21 protein-coding genes and 1 riboswitch are annotated in these 18,085 nt (G+C 37.5%); of the genes, 8 read left to right on the plus strand and 13 right to left on the minus strand.

Annotated features, from left to right (window positions below):
- The first annotated feature begins 240 nt into the window (after positions 1-240).
- The 5 genes from TY15_RS03940 to TY15_RS03960 all read left to right on the plus strand — a co-directional run bounded on the left by TY15_RS03940 (position 241) and on the right by TY15_RS03960 (position 5,736).
- On the plus strand, positions 241-1,749 hold the full coding sequence (locus TY15_RS03940) for a rhomboid family intramembrane serine protease (protein WP_306454195.1): 1,509 nt from the start codon (positions 241-243) through the stop codon (positions 1,747-1,749).
- A 111-nt stretch (positions 1,750-1,860) separates the two neighbouring features.
- On the plus strand, positions 1,861-2,064 hold the full coding sequence (locus TY15_RS03945; RefSeq protein WP_040208016.1) for a YqgQ family protein: 204 nt from the start codon (positions 1,861-1,863) through the stop codon (positions 2,062-2,064).
- A gap of 16 nt (positions 2,065-2,080) precedes the next feature.
- On the plus strand, positions 2,081-3,055 hold the full coding sequence (locus TY15_RS03950) for an ROK family glucokinase (protein WP_040208018.1): 975 nt from the start codon (positions 2,081-2,083) through the stop codon (positions 3,053-3,055).
- Between the two features lie 184 nt (positions 3,056-3,239).
- A complete protein-coding gene (locus TY15_RS03955; protein ID WP_040208019.1) occupies positions 3,240-4,427 on the plus strand; it encodes a M14 family metallopeptidase in 1,188 nt (395 codons plus the stop codon).
- A gap of 160 nt (positions 4,428-4,587) precedes the next feature.
- Positions 4,588-5,736, plus strand: a complete 1,149-nt coding sequence (locus TY15_RS03960) for a YqgU-like beta propeller domain-containing protein (protein WP_052353690.1) — start codon at positions 4,588-4,590, stop codon at positions 5,734-5,736.
- Between the two features lie 128 nt (positions 5,737-5,864).
- On the opposite strand, the gene TY15_RS23455 is transcribed toward TY15_RS03960, so the two are convergent.
- The gene (locus TY15_RS23455; RefSeq protein ID WP_040208021.1) at positions 5,865-6,041 is read right to left on the minus strand and encodes a DUF2759 domain-containing protein; all 177 of its coding nucleotides are present in this window, start codon (positions 6,039-6,041) and stop codon (positions 5,865-5,867) included.
- A gap of 206 nt (positions 6,042-6,247) precedes the next feature.
- Between TY15_RS23455 and TY15_RS03970 the strand changes: the two genes are divergently transcribed.
- Positions 6,248-6,883, plus strand: coding sequence for an MBL fold metallo-hydrolase (locus tag TY15_RS03970; protein ID WP_040208022.1), 636 nt, complete (start codon positions 6,248-6,250; stop codon positions 6,881-6,883).
- A gap of 231 nt (positions 6,884-7,114) precedes the next feature.
- On the plus strand, positions 7,115-8,206 hold the full coding sequence (locus tag TY15_RS03980; protein WP_040208025.1) for a class I SAM-dependent methyltransferase: 1,092 nt from the start codon (positions 7,115-7,117) through the stop codon (positions 8,204-8,206).
- Between the two features lie 41 nt (positions 8,207-8,247).
- On the opposite strand, the gene TY15_RS03985 is transcribed toward TY15_RS03980, so the two are convergent.
- From TY15_RS03985 to TY15_RS04040, 12 genes are all read right to left on the minus strand, one after another.
- A complete protein-coding gene (locus TY15_RS03985; RefSeq protein ID WP_040208027.1) occupies positions 8,248-8,490 on the minus strand; it encodes a DUF2626 domain-containing protein in 243 nt (80 codons plus the stop codon).
- A gap of 83 nt (positions 8,491-8,573) precedes the next feature.
- Positions 8,574-9,272, minus strand: coding sequence for a helix-turn-helix transcriptional regulator (locus tag TY15_RS03990; RefSeq protein ID WP_040208028.1), 699 nt, complete (start codon positions 9,270-9,272; stop codon positions 8,574-8,576).
- A gap of 228 nt (positions 9,273-9,500) precedes the next feature.
- Positions 9,501-9,686, minus strand: coding sequence for a YqzE family protein (locus TY15_RS03995; protein ID WP_040208029.1), 186 nt, complete (start codon positions 9,684-9,686; stop codon positions 9,501-9,503).
- A 53-nt stretch (positions 9,687-9,739) separates the two neighbouring features.
- Positions 9,740-10,123 carry a competence type IV pilus minor pilin ComGG gene (gene comGG, locus TY15_RS04000; RefSeq protein WP_040208030.1) on the minus strand — a complete coding sequence of 128 codons (384 nt, stop codon included), beginning with the start codon at positions 10,121-10,123 and terminating at the stop codon, positions 9,740-9,742.
- Positions 10,120-10,596: a competence type IV pilus minor pilin ComGF gene (gene comGF, locus TY15_RS04005; RefSeq protein WP_052353691.1), complete on the minus strand. Its 477-nt coding sequence runs from the start codon at positions 10,594-10,596 to the stop codon at positions 10,120-10,122. The genes comGG and comGF overlap by 4 nt, the downstream gene beginning before the upstream one ends.
- Entirely contained in the window at positions 10,544-10,882 is a 339-nt protein-coding gene (comGE, locus tag TY15_RS24610) for a competence type IV pilus minor pilin ComGE (RefSeq protein WP_040208033.1), read from the minus strand. Before comGE ends, comGF begins: the two co-directional genes overlap by 53 nt.
- On the minus strand, positions 10,866-11,306 hold the full coding sequence (gene comGD / locus TY15_RS04015; protein ID WP_040208034.1) for a competence type IV pilus minor pilin ComGD: 441 nt from the start codon (positions 11,304-11,306) through the stop codon (positions 10,866-10,868). The genes comGE and comGD overlap by 17 nt, the downstream gene beginning before the upstream one ends.
- 5 nt (positions 11,307-11,311) lie before the next feature.
- Entirely contained in the window at positions 11,312-11,626 is a 315-nt protein-coding gene (gene comGC / locus TY15_RS04020; RefSeq protein ID WP_040208035.1) for a competence type IV pilus major pilin ComGC, read from the minus strand.
- Positions 11,627-11,643: 17 nt separating this feature from the next.
- On the minus strand, positions 11,644-12,675 hold the full coding sequence (gene comGB / locus TY15_RS04025; protein ID WP_040208037.1) for a competence type IV pilus assembly protein ComGB: 1,032 nt from the start codon (positions 12,673-12,675) through the stop codon (positions 11,644-11,646).
- Positions 12,662-13,744: a competence type IV pilus ATPase ComGA gene (comGA, locus tag TY15_RS04030; protein WP_275452004.1), complete on the minus strand. Its 1,083-nt coding sequence runs from the start codon at positions 13,742-13,744 to the stop codon at positions 12,662-12,664. Before comGA ends, comGB begins: the two co-directional genes overlap by 14 nt.
- A gap of 147 nt (positions 13,745-13,891) precedes the next feature.
- Positions 13,892-14,686, minus strand: coding sequence for a YqhG family protein (locus tag TY15_RS04035; protein ID WP_040208042.1), 795 nt, complete (start codon positions 14,684-14,686; stop codon positions 13,892-13,894).
- On the minus strand, positions 14,664-16,352 hold the full coding sequence (locus tag TY15_RS04040) for a DEAD/DEAH box helicase (RefSeq protein ID WP_040208043.1): 1,689 nt from the start codon (positions 16,350-16,352) through the stop codon (positions 14,664-14,666). The genes TY15_RS04035 and TY15_RS04040 overlap by 23 nt, the downstream gene beginning before the upstream one ends.
- A 254-nt stretch (positions 16,353-16,606) precedes the next feature.
- Positions 16,607-16,695: riboswitch (glycine riboswitch) on the plus strand.
- Between the two features lie 267 nt (positions 16,696-16,962).
- Here TY15_RS04040 and gcvT point away from each other — a divergent pair.
- Positions 16,963-18,069 (plus strand): glycine cleavage system aminomethyltransferase GcvT, encoded by a 1,107-nt coding sequence (gene gcvT, locus TY15_RS04045; RefSeq protein ID WP_040208044.1) that lies wholly within the window; start codon positions 16,963-16,965, stop codon positions 18,067-18,069.
- Positions 18,070-18,085: the final 16 nt, after the last annotated feature.

Raw genomic sequence — 18,085 nt, forward strand, 5'->3', positions numbered from 1 at the left:
TGTCTAATTAGGTAAATATACGTTTTTCAGCTAGTTTGATTAAATGCCAATCGGTCATATCGATTATAATAAAAGATAAGAGGGAAAAATGAATATAGATTAATTACATTTGAAAAATGTTAGCTCCTGAGCCAAGGGATTTGGGTACTTGCGACTGTCGCTAATAGGCAAGGTGCTTCCGGTTTTCTTTTAGAAAGTAGGGGAGTAATGAATAATAGAGAGGGATACATCTTTTGGAGGTTGGCAAATTCTTTTATCTCAGACCATGGGTACCGCATTATTCAATTGTTCGAAAATCAAAAGGAATTGTGGCTGGAAAAAATAGAAGACAAGAAAACACCGATTATTCGGATGTTGCTCCATGATTTAGATTGGAGTAATTCCATGCAACGAGATATTGAATTTACGGCGTCGAATGGAGAAAGAGTCCGTAAGCAAATTGGACGAAATGAATTAAATGTGTTGAACATTTATGTCAGTCAGTTTCCGCCAGTTGATGAATATGAATTTCGGCTTACAAAACCGTTTGTTCATCCTGAAGGAAATAAAACCGCGATCAGTTCTATTCTACTTGCCAAGGGTGCATTTGATCTCGGGCTTGCTCAAATTTCCGAGCGGCTGGGGCGTGAGATTCACTTCACAGTTAAAGAGGACTATCCTGAACATGAGGTTGACGATGTTAAGAAAGCTACTATGGAATATGCTATTAAAAAGGTTAAAACTGAAAAGGACATTCTATTTAATAGCAAGCCCTTCTTTACCTATGCATTGATCTTAATCCAAGCAATGATGTTTTTCTGGCTTGAAACCCACGGTGGCAGTACGAATAATGCAACACTAACTGAATATGGTGCGAAGGTGAACTATTTGATTTATGATGGGGAATGGTGGAGATTTATTACACCTGTCTTTCTTCATATAGGTTTTATGCATTTGGCGATGAATTCATTGGCCTTGTATTTTCTTGGGGCAACGGTTGAACGTATATTTGGTAGAACTCGCTTTCTCATTATTTACCTATTTGCCGGAATAACAGGAGGGATTGCTAGTTTTCTATTTAGTTCGACCTTATCGGCAGGGGCAAGTGGAGCTATTTATGGCTGCTTCGGTGCATTATTATATTTTGGAGTTAGATTTCCCAAACTGTTTTCTCGGACTATGGGTATGAATTTACTTGTTGTCCTTGGAATAAATCTTGTCTTTAGCTTCTCGGCATCGGGAATTGACGCCGCCAGCCATATTGGCGGATTAATAGGGGGCTTCCTTGCTGCGGGTATCGTTCACTTTCCAAAACAGAAAAAGCGGCTATGGCAGATATGCTTCTTTATTACCTCAATAGGAATTGTATGGGGTTCATTGTATTATGGGTTCCAGACATCAGAAAAAACACTGTATGAAAAATCAGTTCTTAACGTGGTCCAAGACTACGTTAGTCAAGGGAAATATAATCAGGCCTACGACATATTGGTGAAATCTAAGGAGAAATTATCTGAACCATCTGAGAAAATTTATTTTCTTTTATCCTTTGTAGAAATAAAAAAGAATATGCTTTCTGAAGCTAAAACGCACTTAGAAAAGGCAATTAAACTTGATTCGAAATTTGATGAAGCCTATTTTAATCTTGCTCTGATTAACATGGAACAACATAATTATGAAGAGGCCAAAGCAAATGCCGAGCAGGCGGTTAAACTTAAACCTGATAATCAACAATATTCTGATTTGGTTCTTGAAATTAATCAACATCTTTAATCAAGGAATGACAGATATTTGCCTTGAGGAGAGGGAGAGCATCGGTTATACTCATTTTAGTTAGATTAATATATTCCATTCCATTAAAAAATTAAGGGGGAGGTTCCCCAGATGAAATCAATCTTTGAAATACAGCAATTCTTAAAGCAGTTTGGAACATTTATTTATGTTGGTGATAGAGTGGGAGACCTTGAGCTGATGGAATCTGAATTGACAGAGCTATATCATGCACAAATAATAGAACCAAGGGAATTCCAAACAGCACTTTTAATTTTACGACATGAAATTCAAATGCAAAAAGAAAAAAGTAAGTAAAGATAGGTGAAAATACATGGCAAATCAATGGATAGCTGGGGTCGATCTTGGTGGTACAACTACTAAAATAGCTTTTATTACAATGAATGGTGAAATTGTTTATAAATGGGAAATTACCACAGATAACTCTAATGAAGGTCAAAATATTACTGCAAATATTGCAAAAGCCATCGATGAAAAATTGCTTCAGCTCGGGCAAGCCAAGGAAAACGTCATTGGCATTGGTATGGGGGCACCAGGACCGGTGGATTATGAAACGGGAATTATTTTAAATGTGGTCAATTTGGGCTGGAAAGATAACTACCCATTAAAGGATAGCCTGGAATTAGCAACTTCCCTTCCTGCTGTTGTTGAGAATGACGCAAATTGTGCGGCTTTAGGCGAGATGTGGAAGGGTGCTGGAAATGGAGCGAAGAACCTTGTTTGTGTTACGCTTGGGACAGGGGTAGGCGGCGGTGTTATCGCTAATGGTCAAATAATCCAAGGTGTCAATGGTGCAGCTGGAGAAATAGGTCATCTTACTGTTATTCCAGAAGGTGGAGCTCCGTGTAATTGTGGGAAAACAGGCTGCCTCGAAACGGTTGCATCGGCAACAGGTATTGTGCGTTTAGCATTGAAGGAATTGAATAATGATGAGGTTGCTGGTGAATTGCACGATATTTTTCTAAAAAATGGGAAAATCACTGCGAAAGATGTTTTTGATACGGCCAGAAATGGTGATCCACTAGCCAAAAAAGTATTAGCGGATGTTACATTTCATTTAGGCTTTGTCCTTGCCAATATTGGGAATACGCTGAATCCAGAAGGAATTGTTTTAGGTGGGGGAGTTTCAAAAGCAGGTAATATTTTATTAGATTCAGTAAATGAATCGTTTGCTAAATTTGCTTTTTCTGCCGTTAAAAATTCTACAAAATTGGCGTTAGCTACATTAGGCAATGATGCAGGCGTACTTGGGGGAGCCTGGTTGATTAAAAATAAATTGAACCAATAGGTAACCTTCTCGACGGATTGGCTTGTGACCTCGAGCTGATGGCGCCTAGAGCTGGACAATTATTAGAGTCGAAACTAATAAAATCTCATATAATAAGAAAAACCCGTGAATAAGCGGGTTTTTCTTTTGCTATCATACTTTTTGTCATTCATCATAGAATTTTTATGATGGGAGGTCGGGGAAGATGATGATTAGCGTACGGCCTGGTGATACATTGTCCTATTACAGCAAGTTGTTTCGAATACCAGTTAACCTTATTGAAGAAGCCAACCCAAAGGTAGATTCAAGTAACTTGAAAGTTGCAGAGAAAATTGTTATTCCGGGATATGTGACGGTTCCATATACGATTCAAGCCGGAAATACCATCTGGGAATTAGCGATAACAAACAAAATCGCAGAAGACACATTGTTTCTGTTAAATCCAACCAAGGATGTAGATCAATTAAAAGTGGGGGAAACTCTCTTTGTCCCAGAAAAAATAGTTACTCCATTCGTAAAGTTCCATTCACCATTAAATTATAAAAGATTAGAAAAGCTAATCCAATCCTTCAAAAAGGTGTATCCCTTTATTAGAGTCACAACTATCGGTACAAGTGTTGAGGGGAAACCAATTCAGGAAATCAGAATTGGAAAAGGAGCAAAAAAAATTCATATAAACGCTTCTTTTCATGCGAATGAATGGATTACGACGATGGTACTAATGAGTATCGTAAATAATTATTTACTTTCCTTAACAAATGGAACAGTAATGAATGGACAAAAGGTCAATCAGTGGTATGAAGATATAGAATTGTCGATCGTCCCGATGGTTAATCCTGATGGGGTTGATCTTGTTGTCGATGGTCCCCCTGCTAAATTACAACGGAAACTGATTGAAATCAATGATGGTTGTGACGATTTTATTCATTGGAAAGCTAATATTTCCGGAGTTGATTTGAATAATCAATTTCCTGCAAATTGGGATATTTGTCGAAAAAACAAGCTGCCAAAGGCACCTGCCCCCAGGGACTTTCCTGGGGAGGCTCCCTTAACAGAACCTGAGGCAATTGCTATGGCAAAGTTAGCAGAAAACAATCGGTTTGATTTGATCATAGCTCTTCACACCCAGGGGGAGGAATTTTATTGGGGGTATGAAGGTTACGAGCCTGAAGAAGCAGAAGCACTTGCCAAGGAGATTGAATATTTCAGTGGGTATCAAGCGATTCGTTATGTAAAAAGTCATGCCGGATATAAAGATTGGTTTATACAAGAGTTTAAACGTCCCGGTTTTACTATTGAGCTTGGTAAAGGCATTAATCCGTTGCCACTTTCACAATTTCCAGAAATACTAAAACGAGGAGAAGCTATTTTTTCAGCCGTCCTTAGTCATTAATTTTTCATATCTCTTACCATTTATTACAATGAATAACATCAAAAAAAGCCGGTAATCTACGGCTTTTTTCCTATTTATGTTCAGATGATGGAATTGTGTGAAACATTTTTCTGAAAATAACGTACTAACATTTAAGAGAGTAAAATGTTTGGGAGGGAATTTGACAAAATTGAACCAGCTTAATCGAGCGAATCGCCTTATATATATATTTATCTTAATTTTATTTAGCCTCCTCTTAGCTGGGTGTTCACAAAAAGAGCAAACTATCCATAAAATTCCCGCAAAAAATGATAAGCCAACAATTCCGGTTGCGAATCCAGGTGAAGAGTGGAAATTACCCATTTCTGTTCCTAATGGCGCAGGAGAATTTTATAAGCTGGCAGGCTGGCTATCGGAGTCTACTGTTGTCTATATAACGAATCTAGAACAAAGCTCAAGTGTCTTTCGCTACAATCTATTGTCAGGTACGAGTGAGCTAGTGTATAAAACAGAGAACCCCATTGTGAATGTGCAAATGAGTCCATCCAAAAAATATTTACTAATTCATTCGTCTCCCTCATCATATGAGGGTTTGGTCACCATCATTGACGTAAAAGGAAACGAGAAATTTAAGAAATCATTTCCATCCTATGAGTTAGTATATGAATGGAATCCATATAATGAAACGGAGGTTCTAGTTTCTAAATTTGATGAAGACTGGAGCTTTGAACTATACTTATTAAATTTAAAAAATGATCAAACAATCAAGGTGTCCATGCCGCAGCCTTTTGTCAAATGGAAGAATGATGACGAGATTACTTTTTTAAATTGGGATGAAAACAATCCCTCCTTAGTTGCTCCACTTGTCGTTAGACAACTTGGGACTGGTATGGAAAAAACGTTAGTTCCAGCGGCCATTCAATTTGCAACCTTTCGTCAGTTGCTTATGACGGTCACGGTCAATGAGCAAGATCAGTCCAAAGCGATCTATTCATTTTACAATGGTGAGATGAAAAGGCTTTTTACATTTGCAATTCCGCAGCTAACAAGGTTTTCAGATTGGTTAGTTCCTTATTATGATTATAATGAGGAGCAAGAACAATTTATCACCTTCCGTCCTGTGAGTAGTGGTGAAGCTGATTCCTATACAGATGGCTTTCAGCTCATTTCCTATAATCTTCAGAATGGGGAAAGTGAACTGATTTTAAAGGGAATGGAAAATGCACCGATTACATTCTCACCATCTGGTAAGGCAGTCTTATTTGGCAATCGTTATGAAAAAATTATTGATGTAAAGACAAAGAAAATTTATGATTTGGTTGAAGAATGACAAAGCACAAAGTTATTCTTTTATTAAGGACATGGTAAAATCTCTGCGGGCATCTATGTTCAATCCCTTCTATGGAAAAAAGGACTGTCAGCTGACAGTCCTTTTTAGATAGATATGGGTATTTCGAATTAATGTGTTCCTGTAGGAAATCCAGATTCAACAATTGTCATGACTGTAAACCAGCCAAAAACCACGAATGATGCTACACCCCAAAATGCGCCTAAGAAATTTTTATTCTTAAGTGAGGTAAAACCGCCGTAGGCTGCAAGTAGAGTTACGATGGCAAAAATAATAACTAAACCCATAAAGAATCCCCCTTTTTAGTCGCTGCATGCAAAATGCCAAGATTGAAAACGATTATGTACCTATATTATATACATTCGTTTCCTATTTTATATTTTTTTCTACCATTTGTCGAGGGCAAAAATAGACCATTTTAGATAGGTTCGCTTTATCTGATCTTATGATATAGTGTAAAATAAACTTATATTAGTATTGGAGGAGCATTTGTATGAAATGGCAACAACTTCCCTTAGGACCCTTGCAAACCAATTGTTATATCGTTGAAAATACCGATCGGACATGCTTAATTTTTGATCCGGGTGAAGAAGGAAAAAAACTGATTCAGTTGTTGAACAAACGAAAATTAAAACCAATGGCCATTATGTTAACCCATGCACATTTTGACCATATTGGGGCTGTTAATATGGTCAGAGATGAATATAATATTCCAGTATACCTGCACAAGCAGGAAGAGAACTGGCTAGGTGATCCTGCCCTAAATGGTTCACAGTTATTTATGCATGTTAATGCAATTATGGTTAATCCTGCAGATAACATCATAAATAAGGAAGGGACCATGACAATAGGTGGATTTGAGTTTCATGTTTTTCATACTCCTGGTCATTCTCCAGGTAGTGTTTCTTTTTATTTCGAGGAGGATGAGTTTGTTATTTCAGGTGATGCTCTGTTTCAGGGTAGTATTGGTCGGACGGATTTACCTGGAGGTAATCAGTCACAGCTATTAAAAAGCATTCATGACAAACTTCTATCATTACCCGAAGAAACATACGTTCTATCAGGACACGGACCTGTGACAAGTATTGGAGAAGAAATGGATAGCAATCCATTTTTGAATGGATTCTAATTTAAAGAAAATTCGCCAATTGGCGAGACCTAAGGGCGAAGACAGAGGCGTAGTTGGCTTATGGTCGATAGGAAAGTTCGGTCATAGAAAGACCCTTCTCATCAAAGAGAAGGGTCTTTCTGGGGGATATTCTTTATTCAAAATAATGGGAGGGGATATTGTAAAGCTACTAAGTTAACAATATTACAAAGTTAACACTATGTCAATGGTGTTAATTAAAAAGGAGTTATCATGATACCCTATATAAAGTCTTTAATTGCAAATTCTCCAACGGGATCCATTTCCTATGAAGCATATATGGAGGCTGTCTTGTACCATCCCGAATTTGGCTACTATATGAAGGATAAGCAGAAAATTGGCCGACAAGGGGATTTCATTACCACTAGTAATATTTCTGATGTATATGGGAGGCTTATGGCAAAATGGTTTTCCTATATTTGTGAAACAACCAATCTTCCACCCGTCTTTTGTGAAGTAGGAGGAGGGAATGGTCGTTTTGCAAGGGCTTTTTTACAGGAATGGTCGGAGTCGGTAAACTCTCCATTACACTATATGATTGTTGAAAGTAGCCCATTCCATCGAACCGTGCAAAGTCAATTATTCATGACTGACTCTTCTGTTACTCAAGTCGAGAGTCTTAAACAACTCGAACCCTTTGAAGGGATGGTATTCTCAAACGAACTATTTGATGCACTGCCAGTCCATGTCATTGAAAAAATAGATGGACAACTAGTCGAGGTGATGGTTGGACTTAAAAATGATGAATTATATGAAGAAAGAATGACATTATCCAACCCGCAAATTTTTTCGTTTTTAAAGGAAAGTCAAATCGAGTTAGAAGAAAGGCAGAGAATTGAAATTCCGTTAGAAATGGTGCAGATGGTGCAAGAGATTTCAGCCCACCTAACAAAGGGTCTTGTTGTGACAGTTGATTATGGCTATTCCAATCAAGAATGGATGGACCCAAGCAGGTCAATGGGAAGCTTACGAGGATTTTACCAACATAAGATGATTCCAGATGTCTTACAGTATCCTGGGGAAATGGATATTACTACCCATATCCATTTTGACTATCTGATTCAAAAAGGTCTTGAGTTTGATTTAGACTTGTTAACAAAACTTAGACAAGATGAATTTCTTTTAAAAGCTGGGGTTCTAAAGGAATTAGAGGATCATTTTGACCCTAATCCTTTTTCCGAGGTAAGCAAGCGGAATCGGGCCTTACGTAGCTTAATTATGCCCTCTGGAATGAGCTCATATTTCCATGTTATCATACAACAAAAAGCCCTCCAGTTGAGTGAGAATAATCTGTTTACAGAATAAAGAAAAACGCCGGAACTTACTCCGGCGTTTTAGCTTTTCGATCAGTGTCCTCCACCAAGTGGCATCATAAACGTTGTCCAATAAGTGAAGCCCACAAAGAAAATTGTTAAATATGCTGCAAAAATATGCAAATACATACGCTCAGACAGCTTAAGATAGCTTAGCAGAACAAAGAATCCTGTTTGAGCCAAGAATAACATTGCTGTTTTATCCATATCACCTAGATAAAGCATAACGGTAAAAATACCCGTCCAGAAACCACATACTCTGAACATTCGATCCATATGTATCCCTCCTTTTACCCTTCGATCCCATCATTACAATATTATAAAGTAAAAGGAGGCATAATGTAAATAATGGTTTCGAATTAGTTTGAAACTAGTGCTTGATAAGAGCAGGCCTCACAGCCAGTAATCATGTTTTCGTCTTCAACTAATTCAACAGAATTAAACAATGCTCCAAACATACCCTTTAAAAATTCGTGGTGCATTGTGCAAACCGTTTCAGAGTGTTCTTGGGCCACTTCTTTAAATGGGCAGTTAAAAATCTTGAAATAGATTTTGGTTTTATCCCCATTAGTTTCAAATTCAGGATAAAAACCGGCAAGTGTGGCAGCACTTTTTAATATTGTTAGCTTTTGGTCAAATTCTAATACTTCACCAATTGATCTCTTGGCCATTTCTTGTTCAATCACTTCTGTTCCAAATCGCTTACCGGTTAAGAATAGTGCTTCTTTGCCAACTTCACCAAGTGAAATCATTGTTTGAATCGCTACTTTAGACAATAACATGTAGTCACGATATGGGAAATGAAGTTGAATGACATCATCGGATAATCGATATAGTCGACTTGGTCGGCCGCCTTTCCCCGTTTTCTTTGTTTCAGAAAGGAGCATGTTTACATCCTCTAACTTGGATAAATGTAATCTAGCAACATTAGGATGAATATTAAAATTTTCCGCCACTTCTTGAACGGTTACTTCTTGATGACGTTTGGTAATGTATTGATAAATGTAATAACGTGTTGGATCTGACAAAACGTTAGTTATCTTTAATGTTTGTTCCATCTCTATTCACCTCGGACCCCCATAATTTATTCCATTATAATACAGCCGTAAATACAAAGGAATGAGGTTAACAAGGTTAACACTATATGTTTAGAAAATGTTCACAATTACTGACTTTATATTGTAACAATATGCGATAATTCTTCTGTTTTTGTAAGATTTTCGATTTGTCAATGTTTTATTTTTGGTATGTTTGTTAAAAATAAAAATCCAGAAAATGGCCGCTAGCTAATATTTTCGTCTTTTCTTTATTTCAGAATAGAGAATATAGGGGAGAATTCCAAACCATCGATACCAAAAATCAGCCTTAGTTTGCTTCCTTTCAACCCGAATCCGTTTTCGTTCATCCTTTGGCTGGTCAGCATACTTAACAATCGTTTGCGTCATGTATTTTACATAGTCATTTGTTTTCATGGACACACCTACCTTTATCAATTATCAGTATGTCCATTTTTGAAAATTTCAATCTAATTATTTGCTTCTACCCATCTGATTAATTTTTTTGTTCTTGTATCAAAATAACCTATTCCACTGACGGGGTCAGACCGAGAAAGAGTGAGCGTAAATTTTACCTTCTGAACATTTTCAGTCGGTGTTTCAGGTTGGTAGGTCATAATTCCATCACTGTATACGATTGTTCCCTTTACAGGGATGTTTCCTTCTATTTGCAACTCTTCTATTTTTTTGGCTGTGGAAAGGAAATAATATTCTTGTTGAAGGATGGCCGTTGATTCATGTACCATTTTTTTCTCTGTAAGGAAAAGTTCAATTTGCATGGAAAAAAACAGGAGAAATAGGATCAGTAAGCACAAAATAAGTGGATAGGTAAAACCTTGCTCATTATTCTTCATGGGCCTGACGCCCAGTTTACTAAGGGGTAGACGGTGACTGAATGTTCTTTACCCCATGTGTCAATGACAAAAACCGTAACCACATTTTTGAAAATTGAAAAGGTATATTGTGATACATTTTGCAATATGATTTCATGTCCGTTGGAATTGACCCTTCTCCTCAAGTTTGACCCATACTTCTCATAGATAACCGTATCACTGTCTTTAGTTAAAATTAAACGAGCAGAGAGCACTTCAGCATGAGATGACATCCTAATCTCCTTTTTTATTTGACTACAAAATACTTCCCATTCCATGGCCTGTATACTTGTTTGTTTGTCCTTAGTATTAAGGATAATTTGGAATATCGGCAGCATAAAGAAAATAATGGTAGTAAAAATCGAAAAGGCTAGCAGGACTTCTATAAGTGTAAAAGCTTTTTCATTCGAGGATGTGGCACATTTTTGATTCTGGAAGAAAGGGAGTTTTTTCAACCTTTACACACACCTCCTTTTTACTATCTAAACCAGAGTCTATCCAAATAATTTTATATACGATCCTATTCTGAATGATTGTATAATCTGTATACGCCTGATTGTCGATCACTTTAGCTTGGAGTTCTTCAAACATAATCCTCTGTGCGGTTTTGTTTATTTCTAATTGTTGAGATTCCGCTCTTAATTCCATTAATAAAGGTAATAAATACAGACTTAACAATAATAGGGCTGACAATGATAGCAGTAATTCGAGCAAAAAAAATCCATTATTGCTCCGTAACATAGAACCGTCCCTTTCCAATTAAAAAGGTCAAGCGATAGCTTTTTCTTTTCGTTTGGATGAAAAAAGACCCAAACTTGTTCACATTTCCATCACTTAAAAATTTGAAATATAAGGGGAGGGAGCCTTCGCTAAATTTATAATTTTTTGAGTAGCTTCTCTCGATGATCATAGGCCTTTCAGTGCGCAGAATCATCTCATATTTATACTCATTTGGCATAATCACAACAGACACCTCATGTTGGTGCGAGATTGCATATTGCTGTGCATAAAGAAGGTCTGCCTGAAGCTGGGATAACAGTGCTTTATCTTCAATTACAGAGTGATGTGGCTGCAAAGAGAAGGCTGTAATCGAGGAAATAATCATAAAAATTGAGAGTACTAATAATGACTCAATTAAGGTGAACCCCTTTTGTTGTGTTAACATGGTGGTTAGTTTGTTTTTGCAACAGCTGTGACATTACCTGTTGAATCAATTACCACTTCATTACCATTTGGACAACCATTAGAATCGCTCCTTAAATAGTTTTCCTCCTTTAGGTCGGCCATGGTTGGTATTTGGTTTTTGTCCATTTCGTATGCTTGAACTTGTGCCTGTACCATTTTGATGTAGGCATCACAGCCTTTATTGTTGATATTAGAATTGTGTTTAGCAACATTTGGAATCGTGATAATGAGTAAGACTGAGATAACTAACATGACGATCATCATTTCTATCAAAGTAAATCCATTTTCATTTCTTGGCATTTTGAGTACCTCCCGTTTTATATCCCATCCAGTAGATGAAACATAGGTAATAGAATTGCTAAATACATGGATACAACAAGAAATCCGATGAATAAATAAAGAACTGGCTGTATGGTTTTTAACCACTTTTCGATTAATCCTTCCATGAGTGATACGCAATGTTTACTGAAAAATAGTAATTCTTGCTCTAATTTTCCATTTTCTTGGCCATGTTTAACGATCATTGGAAACTCTTTTTCAAAAAATGAAAACGAACCTAAAATCGTATCTAATTTTTCTCCAGTGATTAATCTATTTTTTATCTCTGCAGCAATGTGGCTGTAAAATGGCTGTCTTTTATTTTTTTCAAAAAGGATTAGCGCTTCAGAGACGGAAATGCCACCAGATAATAGGAAGCTAAGTTGAATGGAAAAGTAGTGAGTAAATAGTAATTTGAGGATCCTGCCGGCAATGGGGATATGGGCAAGTAGTGATCTTTGCTGCAGGACGGAACGTTTTCGAAATACGAAAAAATAATAGACTGCTGATAAAAGGAGGGTCAAAAACACAGCACCAATGGCTTTAGGGAAATATTGATCAAAGGCATAGATGACTTTTGTGAAGAAATTTTCCTCTAGACCGAGTGATGCAAAAAGTGTTGTAAATCTAGGGAGTAAGGTGTTTTCAATAAAAATAAATAGACAAGCAGTAATAATGATTAGTAAAAGTGGATACTGAAGTAGTTTAAGAAGCTTCTGCACATCTCTATCCTTCAATAATGCAAGTTCACTACCTTCTAACAGCGCATCTGCAAAACTGCCATGTTGTTCTGCAAAATAAACATAGCCAATCAAATCTTTGTTAAACCCAAGATTGTGTAAGGCAAGATGAAAGGGCGTACCTTTTTTTAATTCAACTAAACTCTCATATAATTCCTCCCTTCGTTTTAAAGGTAATTGAAATGCTATGGACTCAATTGCCGCGGCAATTGGATATCCCCTCGCTAATAATTCACCTGTTCTCTTCAAGAAATTAGCTTGTTCATTAATTGCCCATTTACGGTGTTTCATGATCAAACACCAGCCGATCAAATTCCGATTCTTTAATATATCCGAGAGCAATCCCTTTATTGATCACTTCCTTAAGAGTGCGGTAATGAAAATCAATGGTTTCACCTTTGGCCACTTTCAGCGCAGTGTTTAGGTTTCTACCTGATAAAAGTTCAAAAACGCTCGCTCTTTTCCATCTTCCGTAGGAATAACATATAGGAGAACATTCTCCCTCACAAAATGGACATGTCAACTCAACTAATCTTTGTGCGGTGACAGCAATGAGTGTTTGCTCAACCTCTAACCAATTCACTCCAAATTCACGGAGGCGATAAACAGCACCCTTGGCGTCCCGTGTATGCATGGTTGAAAGAACTAGATGTCCAGTAAGAGCAGCTCTAACGGCTATTTTTGCTGTTTCTGCATCCCTGATTTCACCTACCATTATGATGTCGGGGTCATGACGAAGAATCGCCTTTAGACCTGCAGCATAGGTTACGCCTGCTTTCTCGTTCACTTGAACTTGAAGGACGGAGTCATAATTTTTTTCGATGGGATCTTCGAGTGTAATGACATTTCGATGAAATAAGTGAGCTGTTTCATTTAAAAGAGAATAGAGGGTGGTTGTTTTACCAGAGCCTGTCGGTCCGGTAAAAATAATTAATCCATGGGCATGTTTGAGTAGTGCTAATAATTTACGGGTCATTGCTGGAAATAAAGAGAGTTGATGAAACGGTATTTGTTCTTGTTGGGGTAATAACCTGATGACAAGACTTTCTCTGTTGTTAGATGGTAGGGTGGAAAGTCTAAGTCCCATTAATTGTCCATCAACCTCACAAAAAATGGCTCCACTTTGGGGGCGTCTTCTTTCTCCGATATCCATATTTGCTGTGAATTTAAAATGGGAAATTAATCTGTCGCACTCGTCTTTTGGAAGCGTTAGTCGGGGGATAAGTTTGTTGGTTAAGCGGATTTGAACGAGTGTGTCCTTCTTCCTAGGAAGAATATGAATATCTGTGGCCTGGTTCCTAGCAGCATCCGTGACAATCCGATTAGCTAAAATTTCAATTGAACTAACAATTGGAAACACCACCTTTTCCTTTTTTCCTAGCTAAATATTCGACAGGGTTCTCGCTTTTCCTTCTTTCTTTTTAAAAAAATTTATTTTTTTGCGAAATTAATAGTGTCAGGCACCATGTGAAATTTTCACATGGTGCCTGACACTATTGTGTTTTTTTTAGATTGCCTTTTCCGTTAGGTAAAAGATTCCACCGTTGATGAAGGAGATGTTGATTTTTGGTTCATATTGCTCTTGGAGGGCCTTTTTTTCTGTTTCGTAGTTTTCATTTTCTTCTTCCTCGACTTCCTCATAGAAATGTTCTAAGAGGCGCAAGTCTTGATCCCAGCGCTTTCTAGCATCGTCCGCCCATGTATGATCATCTTGTTCAATGACTGATTTAAGATAGTTTTCAATTCGGGTCATCCCGCTTTTTGGCCGGACTAAGGGCGATAATGTAAAGGAATAATCTGGTATCTTCGGGGTAAGCGGGACTTGCATTAACCGGTCGTGAAAATCCTCGACCATTTTTCCATTAATGAGCTGTAAGCCAATCGATTTAAAAATATCCCGTTTGCGATCACATTGATAAGATATTTTTACATTCAAACAAAGCCATGGCAACAGTGGGGTTTGATGATTGAATTGACGATGATTTTCATAGAGACGGATATAACTAGCTAACTTTTTGGAGGAATCAAAAATCTGGTGCAATCTTGGTGAACCAAAATGGATAATTTCACCTTTAATATTTTCAGGTGCTTTGTCTTTATTCGTAATAAAAGTAAGGCTCATCGGATTTGGGATTCCACCTGTTTTTTCTAAATAATGCCAATAGAAGGGACGATTCATTAATTGTTTATCCAGTTCAATCGTCAACTGAACGGTCAAGTATCCGGGCTTATTTTCGATGATGGGGCAATCATTTGCCTGAAAATATTTTAACAGATAGTTATGAATTTCCTGCTGCTGCATGTGTATCCCCTTTCTTCATGTCTTGTGCAAATTCAATCATCGAAGATAAATTCTCCATTTTTATACGCATTTCACCTTCGGAAGAGGATTGGCCAAAAATATCAAGTAAATGATCTTCAATATTACCAAATTCAAGCTTTGTTAATATATCATCCAATTCGCCAATCACCTTTTCAAATAAATGAATCTTTTCGTACAGGAGCTTCAAAATATGTTCTTCAACTGTATTTTTTATTGCAAAATTATAGATCATGACATCCTTTTCCTGCCCAAGCCGATGAATCCGTCCAATTCTCTGCTCAAGCCTCATCGGATTCCAAGGTAAATCAAAATTAATAATATGATTACAGAACTGGAGATTGATTCCTTCACCGCCGGCCTCAGTCGCGATCAGCACCTGTGCGTGCTTTTGAAATAATTCCCTCATCCAATCTTTTTTTCCTCTCTTAAAGCCACCACGAAAGGGGACAGATGATATTCCGTGTTGTTTTAAAAACCATTGTAGGTACATCTGTGTCGCTCGATATTCGGTGAAAATAATGACTTTATCATTAACCTTTTGAATTAATTCCAATGCTTTTTCTGCCTTTGAATTTTGCTGAACCGCTTCCACTTTTTTTATTAAATACTGTATTTGCTCTTCAAAGGCAGGAGTGGGATTTTCTTTCTTTTGGAGCATATTTTTAAGTGTATAAAAAACAGCTTCCCTACTGCTGCAGGCCTCTCGTTGTAATGTCATTACAGAGAATGAGCTTGCCTGAATCCAATCACCCTCATTTCGTAAGGTTGTGATGGCTTCATATAGTTCGAGTTCGGGTATAGAAAATTCAATGGGAATGGTTTCAACCTGCCGTTTTGTCCACTCAATTCCTGTATCTGCGCGACGATTGCGAATCATGACCTTATTGACTAATTCCTTTAAATGCTCATCATCGTTTAAGGAACGGGCATCCCGTTTGTATTTTTCATAAAAAGCCGTCTCGCTGCCTAAGTGTCCAGGTTTTAAAAGGGAGACTAGATTAAAGATTTCTTCAATTCGATTTTGGATAGGTGTGGCCGTCAGTAGTAAACAAAATTTCTTCTTCAAATTTTGAACAAACTCGTAGTTTTTTGTTTTGTTATTTTTAAGTTTATGTGCCTCATCGATGATGATCAGGTCATAATCTTGATTGAAAATAATGTCTCGGTGAGGATTTCGTTTGGCAGTATCTATGGATGAAACTACGACATCTGACTGTTCCCAAACATAACTTTTCCTTTGAGTTACTGCAGGAATGAAAAATTTGCTATTCAACTCAATTGCCCACTGTGTCACAAGAGAGGCGGGAACAAGTATTAATACCTTCTTGACTAAGCCACGAATCATGTATTCTTTTAAAATTAGTCCAGCCTCAATCGTCTTTCCAAGACCGACTTCATCAGCTAAAATTGCCTTTCCATTCATGTTCTCAATCACTTGTTTGGCTGTTTCGAGCTGGTGTGGAAGCGGAGTTAAATTTGGTAAATGATTTGGAGCTTGTAAGCCCTCAAAATCAGGAATAACAAGATGTTTTTCAACTTCGATTGCTAGTTTAAAAAGCTCCCAGCTTCCCCAAGGTCCATCGTTTTCCATTCTGTGTAAAAAATCATCCTGCCAATAGGAATCAAATTCAATTTCGACAGTCATTGTATCAGCTCCTTTGCAACTATTTTGAACAGTGTGCAAGTAAGTTTTTTTTCTTATCGGGTGCATCTGTTATAAAAAAACATTATAGTTTTCCAATTATTTTCTAGCATAAGCATTTCACATAAAGTTATTGCTCAATGTCTTGTTTTAATGGTAGGATGGTGTTAGCTTTTGAATGTTTTAAATATTTTAATAAGGTAATTTATTTTTTAAGTATAGTTAGTATGACCAAATTGGAAAATATTATAATGCGAATGACAACAAGGGGAGAGACTACCTTTAGTAGCGCCGAAGGAGCAAGCAGACATGTGAATCTCTCAGGCAAAAGAACTCTTGTTTGACGCAACTCTGGAGAGTGCTGCAGGTATGAGCAGCCACCAAAGGGGAAAACCATTTTAGGTAAACTTTCAGGTGCAAGGACAGAGACCTTTCTTACGATTAGGGGAGGGCTCTGTCCTTTTTATGTTTTTTTTCAGAGTTATTACCTGTCCGATTGTTTTTCATAATGGGAAAAAGGAATAATTTTTTACCTGATCTGTGATTGGCTTCAATCTCTTTAAGTGTATTTTTAACGTTGGATGAACAAGAAAAGATTAAAGGGGGATTAAGGATGACTGAATTAAAACGTACTCCGCTTTTCGAAGTGTATAAAGAAAATGGGGGAAAAACCATCGATTTTGGTGGCTGGGAGCTTCCCGTTCAATTCTCAAGTATTAAAGAAGAACATGAGGCAGTCCGCACGAGAGCAGGATTGTTTGATGTCTCACATATGGGAGAAGTGGAAGTGAAAGGTCCAGACAGTCTAAGTTACTTACAAACAATGATGACGAATGACATTTCAAAATTAAAAAATGGTGGGGCGCAGTACACGGCGATGTGCTATGAAAATGGTGGTACTGTAGATGATCTGCTTGTATATAAGCTGGATGATAATCATTATTTGCTTGTTGTAAATGCTTCAAATATTGAAAAAGACTATAAATGGCTAGAAGAGCATCTAGTGGGTGATGTCAGCATTGATAACCTCTCTGAAAAAATGGCTCAGCTGGCACTTCAAGGTCCGCTTGCTGAAAAGGTCCTGCAGAAACTTGTTGGAGAGACAGTTTTGAGTGAGATTGGCTTTTTCAAATTTCAGCAAGATATGAACATCAGCGGCAAAAAGGCACTTGTATCCAGGACTGGCTATACGGGTGAAGATGGTTTTGAAGTATATTGTCATGCTGACGATGCCGTCGACCTTTGGAAAGTAATTTTAGAAGCTGGTAAGGAAGAGGGGGTTCTTCCATGCGGGTTAGGGGCGCGTGATACCCTGCGTTTCGAATCTGTATTAGCACTATATGGTCAAGAACTTTCACCTGATATTTCTCCACTTGAAGCTGGTATTGGCTTTGCAGTTAAGTTAAATAAGGAAGCAGATTTCATTGGAAAAGAAGCTTTAATCACGCAAAAAGAAAATGGATTAGCAAGGAAATTGGTTGGTCTTGAAATGATTGACCGTGGAATTCCACGTCATGGCTATCCTGTCTATAAGGAAGAAGAGCTAATTGGTGAAGTCACAACGGGTACACAGTCACCAACCTTAAAGAAAAATATTGGGCTAGCCCTCATTAAATCGGAGTTTTCCGGACTTGAAACTGAGGTGGAAGTTGAAATTCGTGGCAAACGATTAAAAGCTGTTGTTATTCCAACACCATTTTATAAAAGAGAAAAGAAATAACAGGAGGGAGCTAGGT

Source organism: Neobacillus jeddahensis, from assembly GCF_000612625.1.
Taxonomy (GTDB): Bacteria; Bacillota; Bacilli; order Bacillales; family Cytobacillaceae; genus Neobacillus; species Neobacillus jeddahensis.